The following is a 19,435-nucleotide window of genomic DNA, read 5'->3' as shown; positions in this document are numbered from 1 at the left end:
CACCCTAAGTCGACTTTTAGTCATTTGACGACTATCGCCCAATGCCAATGCGCGATTCAACAAATAGCCAATGCTATTCCGTGCTGATCGCCGTCAGCTCAAACGAGGCGCTGCGACCCTGCGCATTGACCACCTTGATCCGCATCGGGATGTAGTGCCACTCAGGTGACAGCCAGAACGTCGCGTTGCCATTGGGCTTGCCGTCGGCATCGGGCTTGCGCGTGCCCTTCCACACTTGCGTCGCTACCCTCTTGACCGCGCGCTGACCGGTCACCGGATCGGCGTCGCCCGTGGGCAGCTCGATCTCTTCCTCACCCGCGCGTTCGAGGGTGTAGACGTCCATCCGGCGTGACGTGCCGACGCTGATTGTCACCCGGTCGGTCTTCGGCGTGGAAAAGTAGAACTGCACGATCCAGGTGAGCGGGTCATGCGGTGAACCTTCAAACGGAATCGGCTCCTTGTCGGGTACGCGCAGCAGCCGCTTTTCGTGATCGAAGATCGTCTCGCGGCGCTTGTCCGGATTGCCGCGTTCCTCGGTGAATTTGTCTGGGCGCAACCCTTCCGACGTAATCTGCCCCTCGGACTCGCCGGTGAAGGTGCCCGGATAGAGCAAGGCCGCGATGCCGCGACCGCGACCAACGACACGCAACTTGTAGCGCCCGTTGTCGTGGTTGAACTGCAGCACTACGGGCCCGACCTCGAATTTCTGCTCGCCAAGGAAAGCCGTGTAACCAAGATTGATCTTCTTTGGCGGCATCCGCGCGGGCGGCGGCGCTGGCTCGGGTGCGGGCGGGGGTGGCGTTGGTTGTGGCGGTGGCGGCGCGGCAGCAACTTGTGGCTCGGCGGCGGGCGCGCTCTCCGGGGCGGTCGGTGCAACCGGCGAAAGGTCAGGCACGGGATCGGCCACGATGGCCACTGGCGCCGACGCGGCCACCACCGGTTTCGGTCTTTTCGGCTTCTGCTTCGGCTTCGGCGCTGGCGGCGTGGCCACTGGCACCGGTGGCGGCGGCAGCGGCATCAGCTTGGCCGCCAGCGTGATGCTCTTATCCTCGGGTGGCTCGACGTCGGCTGCCGCGCCAATCAGCAGGTGCAGCACCAGCGATGCCGCCAGCGCCAGCGTCAGCTTGCGGCGTGGGGTGGCGAGCAGGCCGCGACGGCGCGCCAATCCGCGCGCAAGATCAAACCGGGTCGACTCCGCAGCCGCCGGACTGGCACTTTCAAAGCTGGAGACGGCGTCGGCCATGGCTGCGGCTAAACGCCCGCTTCGCCGCGCACGATGACAGGGTTATCCACCACGCGCTGGGCGGGTACGCACCCGTAACCCTTCGACGGCCAGTCGCCCTTCGCAGAACAGCCGAACTGCGTAAGGCAGGATCTGATGCTCCTGGGTGAGCACCTTGGCCGCCAGTGTGTCGGGCGTGTCCTCATCGTCCACCTGCACCGCCGCCTGCGCAATGATCGGGCCGCGATCGAGTTCGGGAGTGACGAAATGCACCGTGCAGCCGTGCAGCTTGACGCCATCGGCCAGCGCGCGCTCATGGGTGTCGAGCCCCGGAAAGCTCGGCAGCAAGGACGGATGGATATTGATCAGCCGACCAGCAAAGGCATTGACGAACACCGGCGTGAGAATGCGCATGAAACCGGCGAGTACGACCAGATCGGGCTGGTATTCGTTCAGGGCGGCAACCAGCGCAGCGTCGAAGGCTTCGCGATCGGCGTAGTCGCGGTGGCTGATGGCGAAGGTTGCGATGCCGGCATCACGCGCAACGTCGAGCCCCTTCGCATCGGCCTTGTTGCTGCCGACCACCACCACATCGCCGCCGCAGTCGTTGCGCAACAGGGCAGCCATGTTCGAGCCGCGGCCCGAGATCAGCACCGCAATGCGCTTGCGTTGATTGTCGGGTGCGCTCATCGCAGCTTCAGATCGTCGGCGCTGTAGGTCACGCCGATCGGCTCGATGATCGCTTGTTTGGGGCCAGCTTCAACCTGGCCTGCGACCCAGGCGTCGATACCGCAGGCTTTGGCGATGGCCACGGTCTGCTCGGCCTGGTCGGGCCGCACAAAAAAAGCGAAACCGGCGCCCATATTGAGCGTGCCGTACGCCTCGGTGCTGTCGAGCTTCGCTTCGCGCTGCATGAAGGCCAGCACCGGTGGCACTGGCGGCACGGTGTGAATACGGTAGGTCAGCGCCGACGGGTGCCGCAATAGCTTGCGCCAGCCGTGGCCGGTGACGTTGACACAGTAGTGCACATCGACGCCCGCCTTGGCCAGCGCCTCGGTGACCGGCACGTAAAGTACGGTGGGCGCAAGGATGGCTTCACCGAAGCGTTGGCCATTACCAACGTCGGTCTGATAGCCCTGCGGCAGGCGCTCGGCCAGCTTGCGCGCCAGCGACACGCCGTTGGCGTGGATGCCGCTGGAGGCCAGCAGCACGATGGCATCGCCCGCCGCCAGCTTGTCGCCCAGTGAAAGCCGCGACTTGGGCTGCACGATGCCGGTACAACTGGCGCCCAGATCAATGGTGCCGCCCTCCACCACCCCCGCCAGCGCCGGAGTTTCGCCGCCGCCCCAGGACACGCCGCAGACATCGCAGGCCGCCTTCCAGCCAGCGATCAGATCGGATGCACGCTGGCGGTCGGCGAACCAGTCGCTGCCGCCCGCAGCCCAGTACGCCTGCACGACCAGCGGCGTGGCACCGACAGTGATCAGATCGTTCACCGCCATGGCGATGGTGTCCTGCGCGATGGCCCCGTAGAAGCTTTTGCCAGTCTCGCGGTACACGGCGTCGGCAACCAGGATCTTGGTGCCAAGGCACTCCACGATGGAGGCCAAGTAGAACGGCCCGGCATCAACCACATAAGCCGATTCGCCCCGCGACGCCGCGATTTCGCTGACGCCGTGCTGCGCGAGTTGCACTGCGGTGGCACGGGCCGATTGCTGTGCGAGCAATTTGACCGGATCGACCTGATCGTAATTGACCCCTGCCTGCTCGTAGGTAAGGGTGTCGGGATTCGGATTTGTCGCAGACGGGGCGGCCGGGGTGGACATAGGGAGTTCTTGGGTGAACGTGTTGTAATGCCGCCCACCATGAACGCAGACGCGAACAACAACCAAAAAGACGGAAGCGACGCCGGCACGCCGGGCGCTGCCAGCAAGGGCCGCGACCAACGCGCGGCAAGCGAAAATTTTAGCCCGGCAACCGTCAACGAGCTGTCCACTGCCAGCGATGCGGCGCCGCCAGTTGCTGCGAAAGCCCCAGCCACCGGACCGATCGCACCGATCGCCAATGCTGTGGCCCGCACCAACTGGTGGAGCGAGCTGGCCCCCGGCCATCGCGCGCTGGCCATCATTGCCGTGCTGGTGGCGCTGGGTTATCTGCTGGGCGCGCTGGCGCCGGTGCTGACGCCGTTCATGTTCGGTGCCATCCTGTCGTACGTTGGCACGCCGGTGGTGGCCTGGCTAGAAGCGCGGCGTGTCCCGCGAGCTGCCGGCGCGGTGCTGGTGATTCTGGCGATCGCTGCTTTTGTGGGCGGCATGGTGCTGGTGGTGGCGCCGCTGGTGTCGTCCGAGGTGACGCGGATTGCCGAGAAGATGCCCGACCTGCTGACCAAGATTCAGGACCAGTGGCTGCCGTGGATCAACCAGACGCTGGGCACCGCGTTCTCGTTCGACCTGTCACAACTGAAGACGCTGGCCAAGGACAACGCGGGTGCCGTCGGCGGTCTGTCGGCCAAACTGGCCGGCTCACTGCAGTTTGGCGGACAAGTGGTGATCGGCCTCGTCGTCAATCTGACGCTGGTGCCGGTGGTCATGTTCTACGTGCTGCGCGACTGGCCGCAAATGATTGCCGGTATCGACCGCATGCTGCCGCGCCCGGTGCGGCCGACGGTGCGTGACATGGCGCGCGAGATCGACGCCGTGCTGTCGGAATTCCTGCGTGGTCAGGGCATGGTGATGCTGGCGCTGGCCACCTATTACTGTGTTGCACTCAAAATCGCCGGGCTGGAGTTCGCGCTGCCGGTCGGTCTGGTGACCGGATTGCTGGTATTCATTCCCTACGTTGGCTTCGGGCTCGGCCTGATGCTGGGCATGCTGGCCGCGCTGACCCAGTTCACCGCGCCGGGGCCGATCATTGCGGTGGCAGCGGTTTTCATGGTGGGCCAAATACTGGAAGGCTTCGTGCTGGTGCCCTATCTGGTGGGCGATCGCATTGGCCTGCATCCGCTGTCGGTCATCTTTGCCCTGATGGCATTCGGCCAATTGTTCGGGTTTGTCGGCGTGCTGCTGGCGTTGCCGGCCAGCGCGGCGCTGCTGGTGGCGCTGCGCGTCATGCAGCGCCGGCTGCTGGAGGCAGAAGCGCGGGAAGCGCAAGCGGCAGCGGCTGGCGAAACCGCGTCGCCACAGGCTTGAGCATCGTCCTCCGCATCCGCCATGGTTCAGGCCCCGCAGATTCCGTTCGACTTTTTTGCGCCCACGCCGGCGAGTTTTGACAGTTTTGTCGTTGGTGACAACGCCGAAGTTGTCACTAGCCTGTATGCGTTGACTGACCGGGCATCGCCGGTCAAACCGCCGCCTGCGGTCGCAATCTGGGGCGGGCCTACTGTCGGGAAGAGTCATCTGCTGGCGGCGACCGCAGCAGCGACGAATGCCGACAATCCGGGCGCGGCCGTGCTGCTTGCCGCCGGCGACGCCTTCCCCGCCGATCCCTTCGTGTCTGCCCGCTTGATCTGCGTTGACGACGCCGACCGACTCACCGCTGCGCAGCAGGGCTGGCTGTTCACCGCCTTCAACCACATCGTTCCCTCCGGTGGAACCGTTGTAGTGAGTGGTCGCACACCGCCAGCGCAGTGGCCTTTACGTGATGATCTGCGCACCCGACTCGGCAGCGGGCTGATTTTCGAGCTGGTCGCGATCCCGCAGGATGCGCTGCCCGGCGCGCTAGTGGAACACGCGGCAAGACGAGGTTTCCAGCTCAGTGACGAAGTGCTTACTTACATATTGAGCCGCTCCAGACGGGATGTTGCGTCGCTCTGGCAGATTGTGAACGGTATCGACGCCCTGTCACTCGCGCGCAAACGCGCGGTCACCGTTCCACTGTTGCGAGAGTATCTGGCGCGCAACAACCTGTCCGACTCGGGGGCGTCAGAAGTCTGAAAAGGCCGAGCACGCCGGCCAAATTAGCGTTTTCCCTTAAGACAACGCTAAAATTGCAGGTTGAGCTAGAAAAAAGAACTTCGTCACAGAAGATAAGCGCAAGCAGGGGAGCTCCGGTTTGTGTTTTTGTTACTTTCTGTGTCAACCGACCAGAAAGTGTCTTCGTTATCGGCTCAAGCTCGCAGCAATGTGAGCCGCGCAAAAAACCAACTCTATAGAGGATTTGAAAATGAGCAAACTGTTGACCGCCCTCATCGCTACGGCTTTCGCCGCTGTTTCTTTCGCCCAGGCTCCGGCCGCCCCGGCAGCTCCGGCTGCTGCTCCGGCAGCTGCCGCTCCGGCTAAGGCTCCGGAAGCCAAGAAAGAAGAAGCCAAGAAAGAAGCCGCTCCGGCCAAGGCTGAAAAGAAGGCCAAGAAGGCCAAGAAAAAAGCCAAGAAAGCTGAAAAGAAAGCTGCTTAATTCGACGGCGTCCTTCGGACGCTTCGAAACAAAAAGGCACCTCCGGGTGCCTTTTTTGTTTCAGGACGTCGCCCGCTGCGCGGGCCAGGACGACGCGCTGCGCGCCAGGACGACGGTTGCGCATTCGCGCAACCTAGGACGGAATCAGGTTGCACGAAAATACAGAAATGCCAAAGAACAGCCAACGCTCCCTTCTCTTGCGTCCTAGCGCGCAGCGCGTCGTCATAGCCTGCGCAGCAGGGCGTCGTCTTAGCGCAGCGACGTCCTCGGCCACCTCCCTATGAAAGTCATTGTTGGTCTCTCCGGCGGCGTCGATTCCGCCGTCTCTGCCTGGCTGCTCAAGCAGCAGGGCCATGAGGTGCTGGGCATCTTCATGAAAAACTGGGAAGACGACGACAACAGCGAATACTGCTCGTCGCGCGAGGACCTGGTCGACGCCGTCAGCGTCGCCGACCACATCGGCATTGACATCGAAGTCGTCAACTTCGCCACCGAATACAAGGACCGCGTGTTCTCGTACTTCCTGGCCGAATACCAGGCCGGCCGCACGCCGAACCCTGACGTGCTGTGCAACACCGAGATCAAGTTCGCAGCCTTCCTCGACCACGCCATGCGTCTGGGCGCCGACAAGATCGCGACCGGCCACTACGCCGGCGTACGCGAGGCGGCCGATGGTTCGGGGCGTTTCGAACTGCTCAAGGGCGACGACGACAGCAAGGACCAGTCGTATTTTCTGCACCGTTTGAATCAGGCGCAGCTGTCCAAAGCGATGTTCCCGCTGGCCAACATCCCCAAGCGTGAGGTGCGCGTGATCGCCGAGCGCGAACGCATCCCGAATTTCGCCAAGAAGGATTCGACCGGCATCTGCTTCATCGGCGAGCGGCCGTTCCGTGAATTTCTCGAGCGCTACCTGCCCAAGACGCCGGGCCGCATGGTCACGTCCGAAGGCGAGGACGTCGGCGCCCATCAGGGGCTCGCGTACTACACGCTGGGCCAGCGCGGCGGGCTTCATATTGGCGGCTCGCGCGCAGGCTCGGGTGAGCCCTGGTACGTGGCCGGCAAGGACATGGCAGGCAATCGGCTGATCGTCGTGCAGGGCCGCGAACATCCGGCCCTGCGTCGCACTGACGTGCCGCTGGTCAACACGCACTGGATCGCCGGCAGCGAACCCGCAGCGGGTAGCGGCTACGGTGGCAAGACACGCTACCGCCAGCCCGACGCCGCCTGCGAGTACACGCCTGCCGACGCTACCCACTCACACGCGACATTGCACTTCCATGATGCCCAGTGGGCGCCAACCCCCGGCCAGTACGCTGTGCTCTACCAGAGGAACGTGTGTCTGGGCGGCGGCGTGATTGCCTGAGAGCTGCAGCTCTGACGATCAGCGATCGCAGACAGCTTTCGCGCGAAAAGCCCATTGATACTGGGCTGAATTAACATTTTTCACAAATGTCGACTTTTGACGTTTTCAGCGCTGACGCCCAATGCAATAAAGGCGACACCGCAAAGCTGAAGGGTGCAATGTGCCGATGGCAGGCTCGCCATGCTGGTGGCATCGTGATAGCGTTGCGAGCATGATATCCCGCATCGCGCTTCGCCACTCGCTCGTCTACGTCCTCGCTGCATCACTGGTGGTGCCTGCGCCGATCGCACTGGCGCAGCAGTCGATGGGGCCGGGCACCGTGCAGCCTCCGGCCAGCCCGCCACCAGCGAATGAAGCCGCCGCGAAAAAGCAGATCGCGACCGCGCAGGCCAACCAGGCGACCATCCGCATCACGCGCAAGGCGGCTGACGAATACGCCGTTGCCAACGTAGGCAATGGGACCATCGTCATCAAGACCAAGTACTGCCACGAGTACGTGCGCGATGAAGAGGCAATCATGCAAACCAGTGAAGACGGTGGCGAGAACGCGCTGCTGTTCGCCACTGGCGCCTACTGCGAAGTCGTCGGTGTCAACAAGGAAAACGACCGTAGTTACGGCATCATCGACTTCCTGTTCGACGTTGGTCTGATGCTGCTCAACAAGGCCACAGGTGGCGTGACGCCGAAGCCAATGCCAAAGCGCAATTGACAGCGTGGCGCTTTCAGCCGGCGAAGTGCGTCTATCGAATGGTCACCCATTGACCGGAGCGCTCACATGGCTGTCCAAGTTGTCGTCAGGAATGGAACGCTGTTTTTCTGGAACCTGAGCGCGAATGTTGGGCGAACCTCGCCCAATCGGCCAGATGATGTGCAGCTCGTACAACTCGGCTATGCCTGCGCTGCGAAAGATCCCGCCGTTGACGCCAAGATGCGGCCGATCTTCGCCGCAGTCGTACCCGGCGCGCCGTACACGGGGCTCCCCAACGATCCGTTGACCATCGCGATCATCGCGGACCAGAAGGATCGCCGCGGCAGCACGCAGGATGGCCATATCAGCGTGCTGACCAACTTCGCCGGGGGCACCTACGGGCAGGATCATCCATTCATCATCGTGGGTCTCAACTTCAGCATTCGCGGCGCGTTGCCGGAAACCTTTCCTCGTATCGACAAGCACCCGCTCTGCCCACCACAGCTCAAGGCGGTTTCAATTGCCGCTGCTGGTCGCATCTAGGGCGTGTTAACACGCCCTGGCTTCGTCACCTGAGAAATGACTGTCAGGCGGCGCCGGTCAACACGCCGACAACGTTATCGCCAATCTCCGCGACCGCGTAGCCACCTTCCATGGCAAACAGCGTCGGCAGCCTGAGCGCCGCGATGCGTTCGCCCATGCGTGGATAGTCGGCGGTTTTCAGCTTGAAGTGCGAAATCGGATCGCCCTCGAAGGTGTCGACACCGAGCGACACCACCAGCGCGTCCGGCTTGAAAGCTGCAATTCGCGCGAGCGCCTGATCGAGCGCAGCAAACCACGCGTCTGCCGTGGTGCCAGCTGGCAACGGCAAATTGCAATTGAAGCCAAGCCCGGCGCCACGCCCCGTCTCGTCGGCGTGACCGAGAAAGAACGGGTACTCGGTCAGCGGGTCACCATGAATGCTGACGAACAGTACGTCGGCGCGGTCGTAGAAAATGTCCTGCGTGCCGTTGCCGTGGTGGTAATCGACGTCAAGAATCGCTACCCGCGCGCAACCCGCATCGCGTAGCGCCTGCGCGGCGATGGCAGCGTGGTTCAGAAAGCAATAACCACCGAAGAAGTCACGCCCGGCGTGATGTCCTGGTGGCCGCGTCAGCACGAACGCGCTCCGCTCACCGGCATTGAGCAGGTCAACCGCAGTCAGCGCGCAGTCGGCCCCCGTTCGGGTCGCCTGCCAGGTGCCGGCAGTCAGCGGAGAACCGGCATCGAACGAGTAGAGCCCCATACGCGCCGCGAAATTCTTCGGCTCAATGTCACTGCGCATACCGCGAATCGCCCACACTGCGGGAAACGCCGAGCCTTGCCCGCCAAGGGCCAGAAACTCATCGTGCGCACCACGCAGAAAGCGGACGTAAGGCTCAGCATGGACTTTGAGGATCGCCGCGTCGTCGTGCGCCTGCGGCGACAGCACCTCGCCCAAGCCTGCGCGTTGCACAGCAGCGTGCACCCAGTCGGCACGTTCTGGCTTCTCAAATGCCGGGACTTTCTCGCCACGGAAAAATTCGTATTCGGCCCGATGCGCGGCGTGCACCGCGTTGTAGATCGTTTTCATCGCGCTATTTTGCCTGCCGTCGCAATGCCGGCATGCCCGGCCACATTTGCCGCACAATCGCGCATTGCCGACCGACCTGAACGCCAACAATGAATGCCCAAAACGCTGACGACTTGCCGCTGCACGCCGAATTCAACCCGCTGATCAAACCTTATCTGGTCATCACCATCGGCTTTTCGATCGCGATGACGATCATCGGACTTCCAGTCGCGCTGATCTGGTTTCTCGGCGTCGGGCAATGGTGGGCGCGCCACTACTTCGAAAAGCTCGAATGCGTGCTGTCGGAGAACTCGCTGCGCTATCGCAAGGGCATCATCTTCCAGGTCGAAAAGACCATCCCGCTCGAGAACATCCAGGACGTGACCTTCATCGAGGGGCCGCTGCTCAAGCGCTTCCACCTGAGCATCCTGAAGTTCGAGACCGCGGGCCAGAGCGCCGGCCAGGCGCACGACATGAAGCTGATCGGCATCATCGACGCCCACCATTACCGCTCGCAGATCCTGGCGGCGCGGCAGGCGCTCAAGCGTCCGCGCGCCACCGCCCCGGCCGCCATGGACGCCGCCGACCGCGCTCAGGCCGAGGCGCTGCGCGCCATCCAGAAGAGCCTGGAGGAGATCAGCGCGCTGCTCAAGGAACGGTTGCCGAAGCAGTAACGCTCCGGCGCCCGACCTAGTGCGGCTTGCCGAAGCCGCCGCCGCCCGGCGTCTGGATCACGAACACGTCGTCGCGCTGCATCTCGACCTCGCAGATGTGACCGAAGTCTTCGCGGCCGCCGCCGGCGCGCTCGACCCAGTTTTTGGCCGGCGCGCCCGGTTCGCCGCCCGCCATGCCATGCGGCCGGTTGACGCGGTTGTTGCCGAGGATCGCGGCGGTCATCGGCTCGAGAAAGCGGATGCGGCGGTCGGCACCGTCGCCGCCGTGATGCGCGCCGCGGCCGCCGGTGCCCGGATGGATAGTGTGCGAATCGACGCGCACCGGATAGCGGAATTCGAGCACCTCGGGGTCAGTCAGCCGCGAATTGGTCATGTGGCACTGCACGACGCTGGTGCCGTCGAAGGTCGGGCCCGCGCCCGAGCCGCCCGAGATCGTCTCGTAATACTGATAGGCCTCGTTGCCGAACGTGAAATTGGTCATCGTGCCGTACGCACCGGCCAGCACGCCCAGCGCGCCGTACAGGCAGTTGGTTGCGGCCTGCGACACCTCGACGTTGCCGGCGACCACCGCCGCCGGGTAGACCGGCGACAGCATGCTGCCGTCCGGGATCACGATCTCGATCGGCTTCAGGCAGCCGGCGTTCATCGGGATCTCGTCGTCGACCAGCGTGCGGAACACATACAGGACCACGGCGCGGCTGACGCTGCGTGGCGCGTTGAAGTTGCTGGGCCGCTGCGCCGAGGTGCCCGTGAAGTCGACGGTCGCCGAGCGCGATGCGCGGTCGATCGACACCTTGACGTGGATGTGGCTGCCGTCGTCGAGGTCGACGCCGAACTCGCCATCGGTCAGCTTGTGGATCACGCGGCGCACGCTCTCCTCGGCGTTGTCCTGCACGTGCTTCATGTACGCCACGACGACCTCGCGGCCGAAATGCTCGACCATCTTGGCCAGCTCGGTCGCGCCCTTGTTGCAGCTGGCAACCTGCGCGCGCAGGTCGGCGATGTTCTGCGTGACGTTGCGCACCGGGTGGGCGTCGTGGGTCAGGATCGCGGTCAGCTCGTCCTCGAGAAAGATGCCCTCGCGCACCAGCTGCACGTTGTCGAGCAGCACGCCCTCTTCGCTGATGTGCTTCGAGAACGGCGGCATCGAGCCCGGCGTGATGCCGCCAATGTCGGCATGGTGGCCGCGCGCGGCCGTATAAAAAAGAGGCGAGGACTCGCCCTTGAGGAAAACGGGCGTCACCACCGTGACGTCGGGGATGTGGGTGCCGCCGGCGTACGGCGCGTTGAGCACGAAGGCGTCACCCGGCTTCATCTGGCCGGCGCGCTTTTCGAGGATTACGCGCACGCTCTCGCCCATCGACCCGAGGTGCACCGGCATGTGCGGCGCGTTGGCGACCAGGTTGCCCTCGGGGTCGAAGATCGCGCACGAGAAGTCGAGCCGCTCCTTGATGTTGACCGAATAGCTGGTGTTGGCGAGCGTGACGCCCATCTGCTCGGCGATCGCCATGAACAGGTTGTTGAACACCTCGAGCAGCACCGGGTCGGCCGTGGTGCCGATGGCATGCGCGCGCTGCTTGACCTGGGTGCGTTCGAGCACCAGATGATTGAGCGGCGTCACCAGCGCGCGCCACTCGGGCTCGACGACCGTCGTCGCGATCGGCTCCTTGATGATCGCCGGGCCGGTGATCACGTCGCCGGGCCGCAAATCCTCGCGGTAGTAGACGCCGGTCTCGCGGTCGGCATCGTCCATCCAGGCGTGCACCTGCGCGCGGGCCAGCAGGCCCGCGGGGCGCGCGGCCAGCACCGGCGCAGCCTCGCTGGCCGACTGCGTCTGCCCGATCGCCTCGGCCGAGATCGCCTCGATGACCAGCGCGCGGCCCGGCATCAAAAAGCCGTAGCGCTGGCGGTAGGTCGTCTCGAACGCCTCGACCAGCGTGGCCTGGCGCGTCGTGGCCGTCACCGGCAGCTCGATCGTGGTGTCGGTGCCGTCGTACTTGAGCGCGACGGTGTTGACCACGCGCACCTGCGCCGGCGCGAGGCCCTGCGCCTCGACGTCGCCGCGCGCGCCGCTGCCCAGGGTGGTGAACTCGCTGCCCAGCGCCGCCAGCAGCTCATCGCTGAGCGGCTTCTCGACGGCCGCCTGACGCAGCGTGCGCACGTCGGCGAGCCCCATGCCGTAGGCCGACAGCACGCCTGCGAACGGGTGGATGTAGACACGCTGCATGCCGAGCGCGTCGGCCACCAGGCAGGCGTGCTGGCCGCCGGCGCCGCCGAAGCAGGTCAGCGTGTATTCGGTGACGTCGTAGCCGCGCTGCACACTGATGTGCTTGATCGCGTTGGCCATGTTCTCAACGGCGATGCGCAGGAAGCCCGCCGCGATCGCCTCGGGCGTCTTCTTCTGTCCGGTCGCACGCTCGACCTCGGCCGCGAGCTGCGCGAACTTGGCGATCACGGCGCCGGTGTCGAGCGGCTGGTCGCCGCCCGGGCCGAACACGGCCGGGAACAGCTCGGGCCGCAGTTTGCCGACCATCACGTTGCAGTCGGTCACGGTCAGCGGTCCGCCACGGCGATACGCGGCCGGCCCCGGGTTGGCGCCGGCGCTCTCGGGGCCGACGCGGAACTTGCTGCCGTCGAACGTGCAGATCGAGCCGCCGCCCGCCGCGACGGTGTGGATCTGCATGATCGGGGCGCGCAGCCGCACCCCGGCGACCTCGGTCTCGAACGCGCGCTCGTACTCGCCCGCGAAGTGCGTCACGTCGGTCGAGGTGCCGCCCATGTCGAAGCCGATCATCTTGTCGAAGCCGGCGAGCTGGGTCACGGCTGCGGCACCGACGATGCCGCCGGCCGGGCCGGACAGGATCGCGTCCTTGCCTTGAAAGCGGTGGGCATCGGTCAGCCCGCCCGAGCTCTGCATGAACTGCAGCCGCACGTCGCCGAGCGACGATTGCACCTGCTCGACATAGCGGCGCAGGATCGGTGAAAGGTAGGCGTCGACCACCGTGGTGTCGCCACGCGACACGAACTTCATGAGCGGCGACACCTCGTGCGACACGCTGATCTGGGGGAAGCCAATCTGTTGCGCAATCGCCTTCAGCGCATTTTCGTGGGCACTGTAGCGGTAACCGTGCATCAGGCAGATGGCGACGGCCCGGAAGCCCTTATTGAATGCTGCTTGTAGATCAGCGCGAGCAGCGGCTTCGTTGAGAGGGGTTACGACATCACCGTGTGCGCCGACGCGCTCATCAACTTCGACCACCGACTCGTAGAGCAGCTCGGGCAGCTCGATCTTGCGCACGAAGAGCTTCGGTCGCGCCTGGTAGGCAATGCGCAGCTGGTCACGGAAGCCGCGCGAGACGACCAGCAGCGTGCGCTCACCCTTGCGTTCGAGCAGCGCGTTGGTGGCGACGGTGGTACCCATCTTGACGGCCTCGATGAGCTCGGCCGGGATCGCGTCGCCGGGCTTGACGCCCAGCAGCTCGCGCACGCCTTGCACGGCAGCGTCGCGATAGCGCTCCGGGTTTTCGGACAGCAGCTTGTGCGTCACCAGGCTGCCGTCAGGACGGCGGGCGACGATGTCGGTGAAGGTGCCGCCGCGGTCGACCCAGAATTGCCACTGACTGCTGCTTGCGGGCCGACCGCTGTCACTTGTTTTCATTTACTCGACGCCATGAAATAGGGAATGAATACTTCGAGTGCGTCGGCCCCTACCGCCTTTACCCACTCGCTGGAAAATCTTTCACCGATACGCTGGATTTCGCGCTCCAGTCCCGGCGGTGTAGCGCCGATCTTAACGCCGTTGCGTCGCAGCGTTTCGACCGACTCCTGCGCGGCCCGTTCACTGGCGTTCCACCCACGCAACTCGGCGCTTTCGGCCGCGCGCATCAGCGCAGCCTTTGCTTCTTTCGACAGAGCATCGAAGCGCTTCTGGTTGACCATCACGATGTTCTTCGGATACCACGCGTTGATTTCGTAGTAGTAGCGCACATGATCCCAGACACGATTTTCCACGCCAGTGACAGCCGAGGTGATCATGCTGTCCACGCGGCCGTCGGCCAGCGCCTTGCCAACGTCAACCATTGCAACATTGACTGGCGTAGCGCCGAGGAACTGCGCAATGCGCACCGTAGTGTCGTTGTAGGTTCGCATGTTGGAGCCGCGAAAGTCCTTGGCATCGGCAATGGGTCGTTTCGAATACAGCCCTTGCGGCGGCCACGGCACCGAATACAGAAGTTTCAGACCGCGCTGGGCGAGCAGCCGCTCCATCGTCGGCCGCTGCAGCGCCCACAGACGGCGGGCGTCAGCGTAACTGCCCACGACAAACGGCACGGAGTCAGCCCCCGCCAGACTCAAGTCCTTGACCATGCTGGTCATGATGGTCTCACCGGCATCGACACGGCCGTCCTGCACGGCTTGACGCACATCGTTCAATGCGACGAGACTGTTTCCCGGGTGCACATCTATTTTCAGTGCACCGTCCGTGGTCTTCACCACCTCGGCGGCGAACGACTGGATATTTTGCGTATGAAAGGACTCGGCCCGATAGCCGGTCGCCAGTTTCCAGGTGACCTGAGCAATCGCTGAACGCGATGCACAGGCGAGCAGCAGCAAAGTAACCAGGACGTGACGTAACGACATGATGACAGCCCTCAGTTGGTTTTGTTGACTACGGGTTGCTCGCTTGGGGTGGATGCTGCCGCGGCTTCTCAAATCCGCTTGCCAAAATGTGGCAGCAACCGCCTTTGGCGTGCCTACATGTGCCCCGGAAGCCAGAGCACGATGTCCTGTACGAAGTAGGTGGCCAACACCGCCACCAGCATCAGCACGAACAGCGGCAGGGCCGTACGCGCGAGATACGTGATCTCCCGCTTGGTAAGGTTTTGCAGTACGAACAAGTTGAAGCCAACCGGGGGCGTGATCTGCGCCATCTCGACCACCAGAACGATGAAAATTCCGAACCAGATCAGGTCGAAGCCGGCCTTTTGTACCGTGGGCAGCAACACCGCCATCGTCAGCACCACCATCGAGATGCCATCGAGGAAGCATCCCAGCACGATGAAGAAACCGGTCAGCATCAGAATCAGTACGAACGGCGACAGGTTGAGGCCGCCGATGAACTCCGCCAGATGTCGCGGCATCCCCATGAAGCCCATCGCCAGCGTCAGGAAGGCCGCGCCCGCGAGTATCAGGCCGATCATGCAGTAAACACGGCACGCGGCAACCAGCCCTTCCTTGAAGGTCTGCCAGCTAAGTGAACGCTCGATGGCTGACAGCACCAGTGAACCTGCAACGCCAAGGGCAGCCGCCTCGGTTGCCGTGGCTAGCCCGCTGTAGATGGAACCCAGCACCACGGCGATCAGCGAGACCACCGGGATCAGATGGCGCGATTCGTAGAGCTTGTCGCGAAACGACAACTCGCTGTCTGCGGCAGGCACTTTGTCCTTGTTGAACAATGCCCAGACAATGATGTAGCCCATGAACAATGCAGCCAGCATGAGGCCCGGAATCACCCCGGCGATAAAGAGTTTCGCGATCGACACGTTGGCCGCCACGCCGTAGACGATCATGATGATGGACGGTGGTATCAGCAGGCCAAGTGTTCCCGCTCCAGCCAGCGTGCCTATCGCAATGTCATCGGGATAGCCGCGACGTTTTAGTTCAGGCAATGTGATCTTGCCGATGGTCGCGCAGGTCGCCGCACTTGATCCGGATACTGCCGCAAAGATGGTGCAGCCAATCACATTGGTGTGCAGCAGGCGACCAGGGAGACGGTTGAGCCAGGGAGCCAGGCCCCTGAACATGTCGCTGCTGAGTTTGCTGCGGAACAGAATTTCACCCATCCACAGAAATAGCGGCAGCGCCGTCAGCGTCCAGCTGGAAGTGGAGCCCCAGATGGTGAGCATCATGCTGTCCCCCACTGGCCGCGAGGTGAACAACTGCATGGCAAGTACCGCGACACCAAGCAGGGACAGGCCGATCCACAAGCCCGAGCCAAGAACGACCAGTAGGGCAACGATCAGCGCGAACGCGATAACGACTTCCATGATGGCCTCTACTCGACGTTTGCCGCGCCACTGGCAGCGAAGAATGTGCTGCCAGTGATTCGGGCGACCAGCGCGTGCAACATGGCGAGCGCGAAGCCAACACAGCCGATCACCATGCTTAGCTGCGGGATCCACAGTGGTGTCGCGTCTGCCGCCGGGGATATGTCATGGGTTGACCATGACACCCAGGCCAGCCGCGCCGCGTACCAAGCCATGAACAGCGCCAGCGTCAGCCCGGCCAGCAAGGCCCAGTATTCGAGGATGTTCTGTATGCGAGCGGGCGAGCGCTGCAGGATCAGCGACACGCGGATGTGATCGCCATTTTGCAGCGTGCCGGGTAGCGCCAGAGAGAGCGCTGCAGCAATGGAGTAGCCGGCGTATGCATCGAGCCCCTGAATGTCCCAGCCTGCCTCACGCGCCACCACACCGAGCATGATGGTCGCAAAGGCAGCCAGCATTGACACGCAGGCGAGCAGCATCAGGCCGTCATAGATTTTGGATAAAGCATTCCCCACGTCACACCCCGACTGTAAGATTTGTTTATGTTGTGTCCGCTACACGCTTGGCCACCGCAGCGGTGTGTGCCAAGTTCGTACCGGGAGGCTGCGCCGGGTGCTTTGCCCGGCAGCGGTGTCTGCAGGACGCCTACTTCTTGCGGTAAGTCGCGATAATGGCCTGGCCGTCAGCGCCTGCTGACTTGAGCCAGTCTGCAGTCATCGAATCGCCGATGGTGACAAGCTCCTTCTTGAGCGCATCCGGCGGTACGCTGACCTTCATGCCCTTCGCTGTCAGTTCTCTGATGAATTCCGCGTCCTTCTGCTCGCTGATCTGCCAGCCGCGTTGCTCGGCAGCGGAAGCAGCCTTCAGCACAGCATCCTGCGTCGGGCGGTCGAGCGCGTCAAACGCCTTCTGGCTGACGACCGTCGCGTTGCGCGGCAACCAGGCTGCCACTGAATAGAAGTATTTGGTCTGCTCGAACAGTTTGTTCTCGATGCCACTGGCGCTCGACGTCAGAAAGTTTTCGACGGTGCCGGTCGCCAGGGCTTGCCCCAATTCAGCCAACTGGATCGTCGTCGGCTGTGCCTTCAGCAATTGGGCGATACGCGTTGTCGCGGGGTTGTAGGCGCGCATCTTGGTGCCCTTCAGATCGTCGGGGCCGTTGATCGGCTTGACCGAGTACAGCGATTGCGGCGGCCAGGGTACCGAGAAGAGCAGCTTCATTCCCTGGGTGGCCAGCAGCTTTTCTAGCGCGGGCTTCTGCGCGCTGTACAGGCGACGTGCGTCGTCGTAGCTGGTCGCGAGAAACGGAATGGAGTCGACGCCAAACAGTGCGTTCTCGTTTGCCGCACCGGAGAGAATGAACTCGCCCGCCTGCGTCTGACCCGTCTGCACCGCCCGCTTGATTTCGTTCGCCTTGTAGAGCGAACCGTTGGCGTGCAGCGTGATTTTCAGTTTTCCCGCTGTAGCCTTGTCAACATCGTTGGCAAATGCCTGCACATTCTCAGTCTGGAAACTGCCCGTGGCGTAACCCGTCGGCAAATCCCACTTCGTTTGTGCGAAGCTTGGTACCGTGGCAAGGCACGCGACGACCAACGCGAGTGTTGTTTTCATGTAATCCCCTGTCAATTGATTAGCGAGCAACGTCAGAAGCTCGCGAGTTGGTGGTTAAGCAAATCGGTGATCAGCATCGCACCCGGTGCGTGCGTAATGCAGAAGTCGGGTTTGGCCTGTGCAACGACCGCCTGCGGGGTAACGCCACAAGCCCAGAACACTGGCAGTTCATCATCACGAACCTCGGCGGCATCGCCGTAGTCCGGACGCGACAGATCATGGATACCAATCAGATGCGGCAAGCCCACGTGAACGGGCGAGCCGTGCACCTGCGGAAAACGCGAGGTAATCTGGATCGCACGTATGGCAGCGGCTGGCTTGAACGGCCGCATTGAGACCACCATCGGCCCATGAAATGGCCCCACGGCGTTCGTCGCGATGCTGGAGCGGAACATGGCAACGTTTCGGCCCTGCTCGACGTGACGCAAGGGCAATCCTGCCTCAAGCAGTGCCTGCTCGAACGAGAACGAGCAACCGATGATGAAGGTGACCAGATCGTCGCGCCAGATTGATGCGATATCGGTTGGTTCGTCGGTCAGTTGTCCGTGCTGCCAGACGCGATAGCGCGGCACATCGGTGCGGATGTCCACCTGTTGGCCGAGCGTAGGCAGCAGGTATTGTCCTGGCTCCGATACCGCGAGCAGTGGGCAGGGCTTGGGGTTTTGCTGGCAGAAGCGAAGGAAGTCGTTGGCTTGTGCTTCCGGCAGGATGACCACATTACCCTGTACGTGCTGGTCGGCCAGACCACTGGTATGGCTAGTCCAGATGCCAGCGCGAATGCGTGCCCGAACGCTGGCGGCAAGCGCCGAATTGGCGGGAGACTGTGTCCCTGATTGGATCGGTTGTACCGACATGCGGATCGTCTGCTTTCGTTACCGGATGAACTGGTAGCGATTTTTAAGCGGTCACATTTCGCAGGGCAAACACAAAATTTTTTTGTCAACTCATCGATTTTTTCGATAGCTGGACTTTTTCCCAGCGTAGTCAGCAGCGCCGGCAAGCAGTTGCTCCGCCGTCAATGCCACCGGATCCAGCCGATAGCTGACATGAATTGGCAGCGGCAGCAACGCACTGGTACAGACGAGCGGCCGAATGTGGCGCGTCTCGCTCAGGCGCTCGACGGCGGCCTTTGGCAGGGTCGCCACGCCAAAGCCGCCGTGTACCAGTTGCAGCATCGCGGAGATCGACGAGATGGTGTGCACCTTGCGCGGCTGGATCCGCTTTGACCTGAGCAGGTCGAGCAGACCGACATGCGGCTGTGAACCACGCTGAAAGGTCAGAAGGTCAAATGCGGCAATTTCCTCAAGGCTGTACTTGCGCCTGGCATGAATGGTCCTGTTGCCGACGAAACACATCTCCATGGTCGGGAACGTGCTCGTGCGGATGCCATCCCCGCTCGCAGGCAGGGCGGCGAAGGCAATGTCGAGAACGCCGCGCCGCATCTGGTCGATCAGCACCGGCGTTGTTTCAACGGTCAGTTCAAGTTCGAGCGAGGGATACTGCTGGCGCAGGGCTTCTACCCAGGGGATCAGCCACGAGTGCAGCACTGATTCGATGGCGCCGAGACGTACTGTCATCTCCGGCGCAAGCTCAGAGCCAACCTCGGCCTTTGCGGTACGCTGCAGCTCCAGCAGCTTCTGGGCGTGTACCAGGAAGCGCGACCCGGCGACGGTCAGACGGAAGGTCTTGTCACGCCGGTCAAGCAACAGCGCGCCGAGCTCATCCTCGAGTGCAGCGACGCGCGCCGACATCGCGGACTGTGTGATGAACAGCTTCTCGGCAGCGCGCGATACGGACTTGAGTGTGGCGACCCAGTAGAAAGCCTCGACAAAGCGGAGATTCATTAGGCA

18 protein-coding genes are annotated in these 19,435 nt (G+C 63.1%); 7 read left to right on the top strand and 11 right to left on the bottom strand.

Translation table 11 applies throughout. The features are described 5' to 3' along the window. Positions 1–73: 73 nt before the first annotated feature. From FKL89_RS04245 to FKL89_RS04235, 3 genes are read right to left on the bottom strand one after another with little or no spacing between them, the layout of a single operon-like run. Complete coding sequence (locus FKL89_RS04245; protein ID WP_156861595.1) at positions 74–1,243, bottom strand: DUF3108 domain-containing protein; 1,170 nt, start codon at positions 1,241–1,243, stop codon at positions 74–76. 42 nt (positions 1,244–1,285) lie between these two features. Further along, a complete protein-coding gene (gene purN / locus FKL89_RS04240) occupies positions 1,286–1,912 on the bottom strand; it encodes a phosphoribosylglycinamide formyltransferase (protein ID WP_156861594.1) in 627 nt (208 codons plus the stop codon). Next, on the bottom strand, positions 1,909–3,048 hold the full coding sequence (locus FKL89_RS04235) for an AIR synthase-related protein (protein WP_156861593.1): 1,140 nt from the start codon (positions 3,046–3,048) through the stop codon (positions 1,909–1,911). The genes purN and FKL89_RS04235 overlap by 4 nt, the downstream gene beginning before the upstream one ends. A 39-nt stretch (positions 3,049–3,087) precedes the next feature. Here FKL89_RS04235 and FKL89_RS04230 point away from each other — a divergent pair, with 39 nt between their 5' ends. From FKL89_RS04230 to FKL89_RS04205, 6 genes are all read left to right on the top strand, one after another. Further along, complete coding sequence (locus tag FKL89_RS04230; RefSeq protein WP_156861592.1) at positions 3,088–4,410, top strand: AI-2E family transporter; 1,323 nt, start codon at positions 3,088–3,090, stop codon at positions 4,408–4,410. 21 nt (positions 4,411–4,431) lie between these two features. Continuing rightward, complete coding sequence (locus tag FKL89_RS04225) at positions 4,432–5,154, top strand: HdaA/DnaA family protein (RefSeq protein ID WP_156861591.1); 723 nt, start codon at positions 4,432–4,434, stop codon at positions 5,152–5,154. A gap of 229 nt (positions 5,155–5,383) precedes the next feature. Further along, the gene (locus FKL89_RS04220) at positions 5,384–5,614 is read left to right on the top strand and encodes a hypothetical protein (protein ID WP_181955218.1); all 231 of its coding nucleotides are present in this window, start codon (positions 5,384–5,386) and stop codon (positions 5,612–5,614) included. 280 nt (positions 5,615–5,894) lie between these two features. Then, entirely contained in the window at positions 5,895–6,977 is a 1,083-nt protein-coding gene (gene mnmA / locus FKL89_RS04215; protein ID WP_156861589.1) for a tRNA 2-thiouridine(34) synthase MnmA, read from the top strand. Positions 6,978–7,188: 211 nt separating this feature from the next. Continuing rightward, positions 7,189–7,686 (top strand): hypothetical protein, encoded by a 498-nt coding sequence (locus FKL89_RS04210; protein ID WP_156861588.1) that lies wholly within the window; start codon positions 7,189–7,191, stop codon positions 7,684–7,686. A gap of 66 nt (positions 7,687–7,752) precedes the next feature. Further along, entirely contained in the window at positions 7,753–8,208 is a 456-nt protein-coding gene (locus tag FKL89_RS04205) for a hypothetical protein (RefSeq protein ID WP_156861587.1), read from the top strand. 43 nt (positions 8,209–8,251) lie between these two features. Here the strand turns inward: FKL89_RS04205 and FKL89_RS04200 are convergent, their stop codons facing one another. After that, entirely contained in the window at positions 8,252–9,277 is a 1,026-nt protein-coding gene (locus FKL89_RS04200) for a histone deacetylase family protein (protein WP_156861586.1), read from the bottom strand. Between the two features lie 113 nt (positions 9,278–9,390). Between FKL89_RS04200 and FKL89_RS04195 the strand changes: the two genes are divergently transcribed. Continuing rightward, positions 9,391–9,930: a PH domain-containing protein gene (locus FKL89_RS04195; RefSeq protein WP_238363481.1), complete on the top strand. Its 540-nt coding sequence runs from the start codon at positions 9,391–9,393 to the stop codon at positions 9,928–9,930. Positions 9,931–9,946: 16 nt separating this feature from the next. Here FKL89_RS04195 and FKL89_RS04190 read toward each other — a convergent pair whose 3' ends face one another. The 7 genes from FKL89_RS04190 to FKL89_RS04160 all read right to left on the bottom strand — a co-directional run bounded on the left by FKL89_RS04190 (position 9,947) and on the right by FKL89_RS04160 (position 19,429). Further along, positions 9,947–13,588: a hydantoinase B/oxoprolinase family protein gene (locus FKL89_RS04190; protein ID WP_156861585.1), complete on the bottom strand. Its 3,642-nt coding sequence runs from the start codon at positions 13,586–13,588 to the stop codon at positions 9,947–9,949. After that, positions 13,585–14,568, bottom strand: coding sequence for a TRAP transporter substrate-binding protein (locus tag FKL89_RS04185; RefSeq protein ID WP_156861584.1), 984 nt, complete (start codon positions 14,566–14,568; stop codon positions 13,585–13,587). The genes FKL89_RS04190 and FKL89_RS04185 overlap by 4 nt, the downstream gene beginning before the upstream one ends. A gap of 113 nt (positions 14,569–14,681) precedes the next feature. Then, positions 14,682–15,974, bottom strand: a complete 1,293-nt coding sequence (locus FKL89_RS04180; protein WP_181955217.1) for a TRAP transporter large permease — start codon at positions 15,972–15,974, stop codon at positions 14,682–14,684. Positions 15,975–15,982: 8 nt separating this feature from the next. Further along, positions 15,983–16,453, bottom strand: a complete 471-nt coding sequence (locus tag FKL89_RS04175; RefSeq protein ID WP_162527392.1) for a TRAP transporter small permease — start codon at positions 16,451–16,453, stop codon at positions 15,983–15,985. 166 nt (positions 16,454–16,619) lie between these two features. Next, positions 16,620–17,585, bottom strand: a complete 966-nt coding sequence (locus FKL89_RS04170) for a TRAP transporter substrate-binding protein (RefSeq protein WP_156861582.1) — start codon at positions 17,583–17,585, stop codon at positions 16,620–16,622. Between the two features lie 32 nt (positions 17,586–17,617). After that, positions 17,618–18,439 carry a putative hydro-lyase gene (locus FKL89_RS04165; protein WP_156861581.1) on the bottom strand — a complete coding sequence of 274 codons (822 nt, stop codon included), beginning with the start codon at positions 18,437–18,439 and terminating at the stop codon, positions 17,618–17,620. A gap of 90 nt (positions 18,440–18,529) precedes the next feature. Beyond that, positions 18,530–19,429, bottom strand: coding sequence for a LysR family transcriptional regulator (locus FKL89_RS04160; protein WP_156861580.1), 900 nt, complete (start codon positions 19,427–19,429; stop codon positions 18,530–18,532). Between the last annotated feature and the right edge of the window lie 6 nt (positions 19,430–19,435).

This window comes from Casimicrobium huifangae (assembly GCF_009746125.1).
Classification (GTDB): Bacteria; Pseudomonadota; Gammaproteobacteria; order Burkholderiales; family Casimicrobiaceae; genus Casimicrobium; species Casimicrobium huifangae.
Note: the sequence above shows the minus strand (reverse complement) of the source record. Positions and strands in the feature narration are given on the sequence as shown.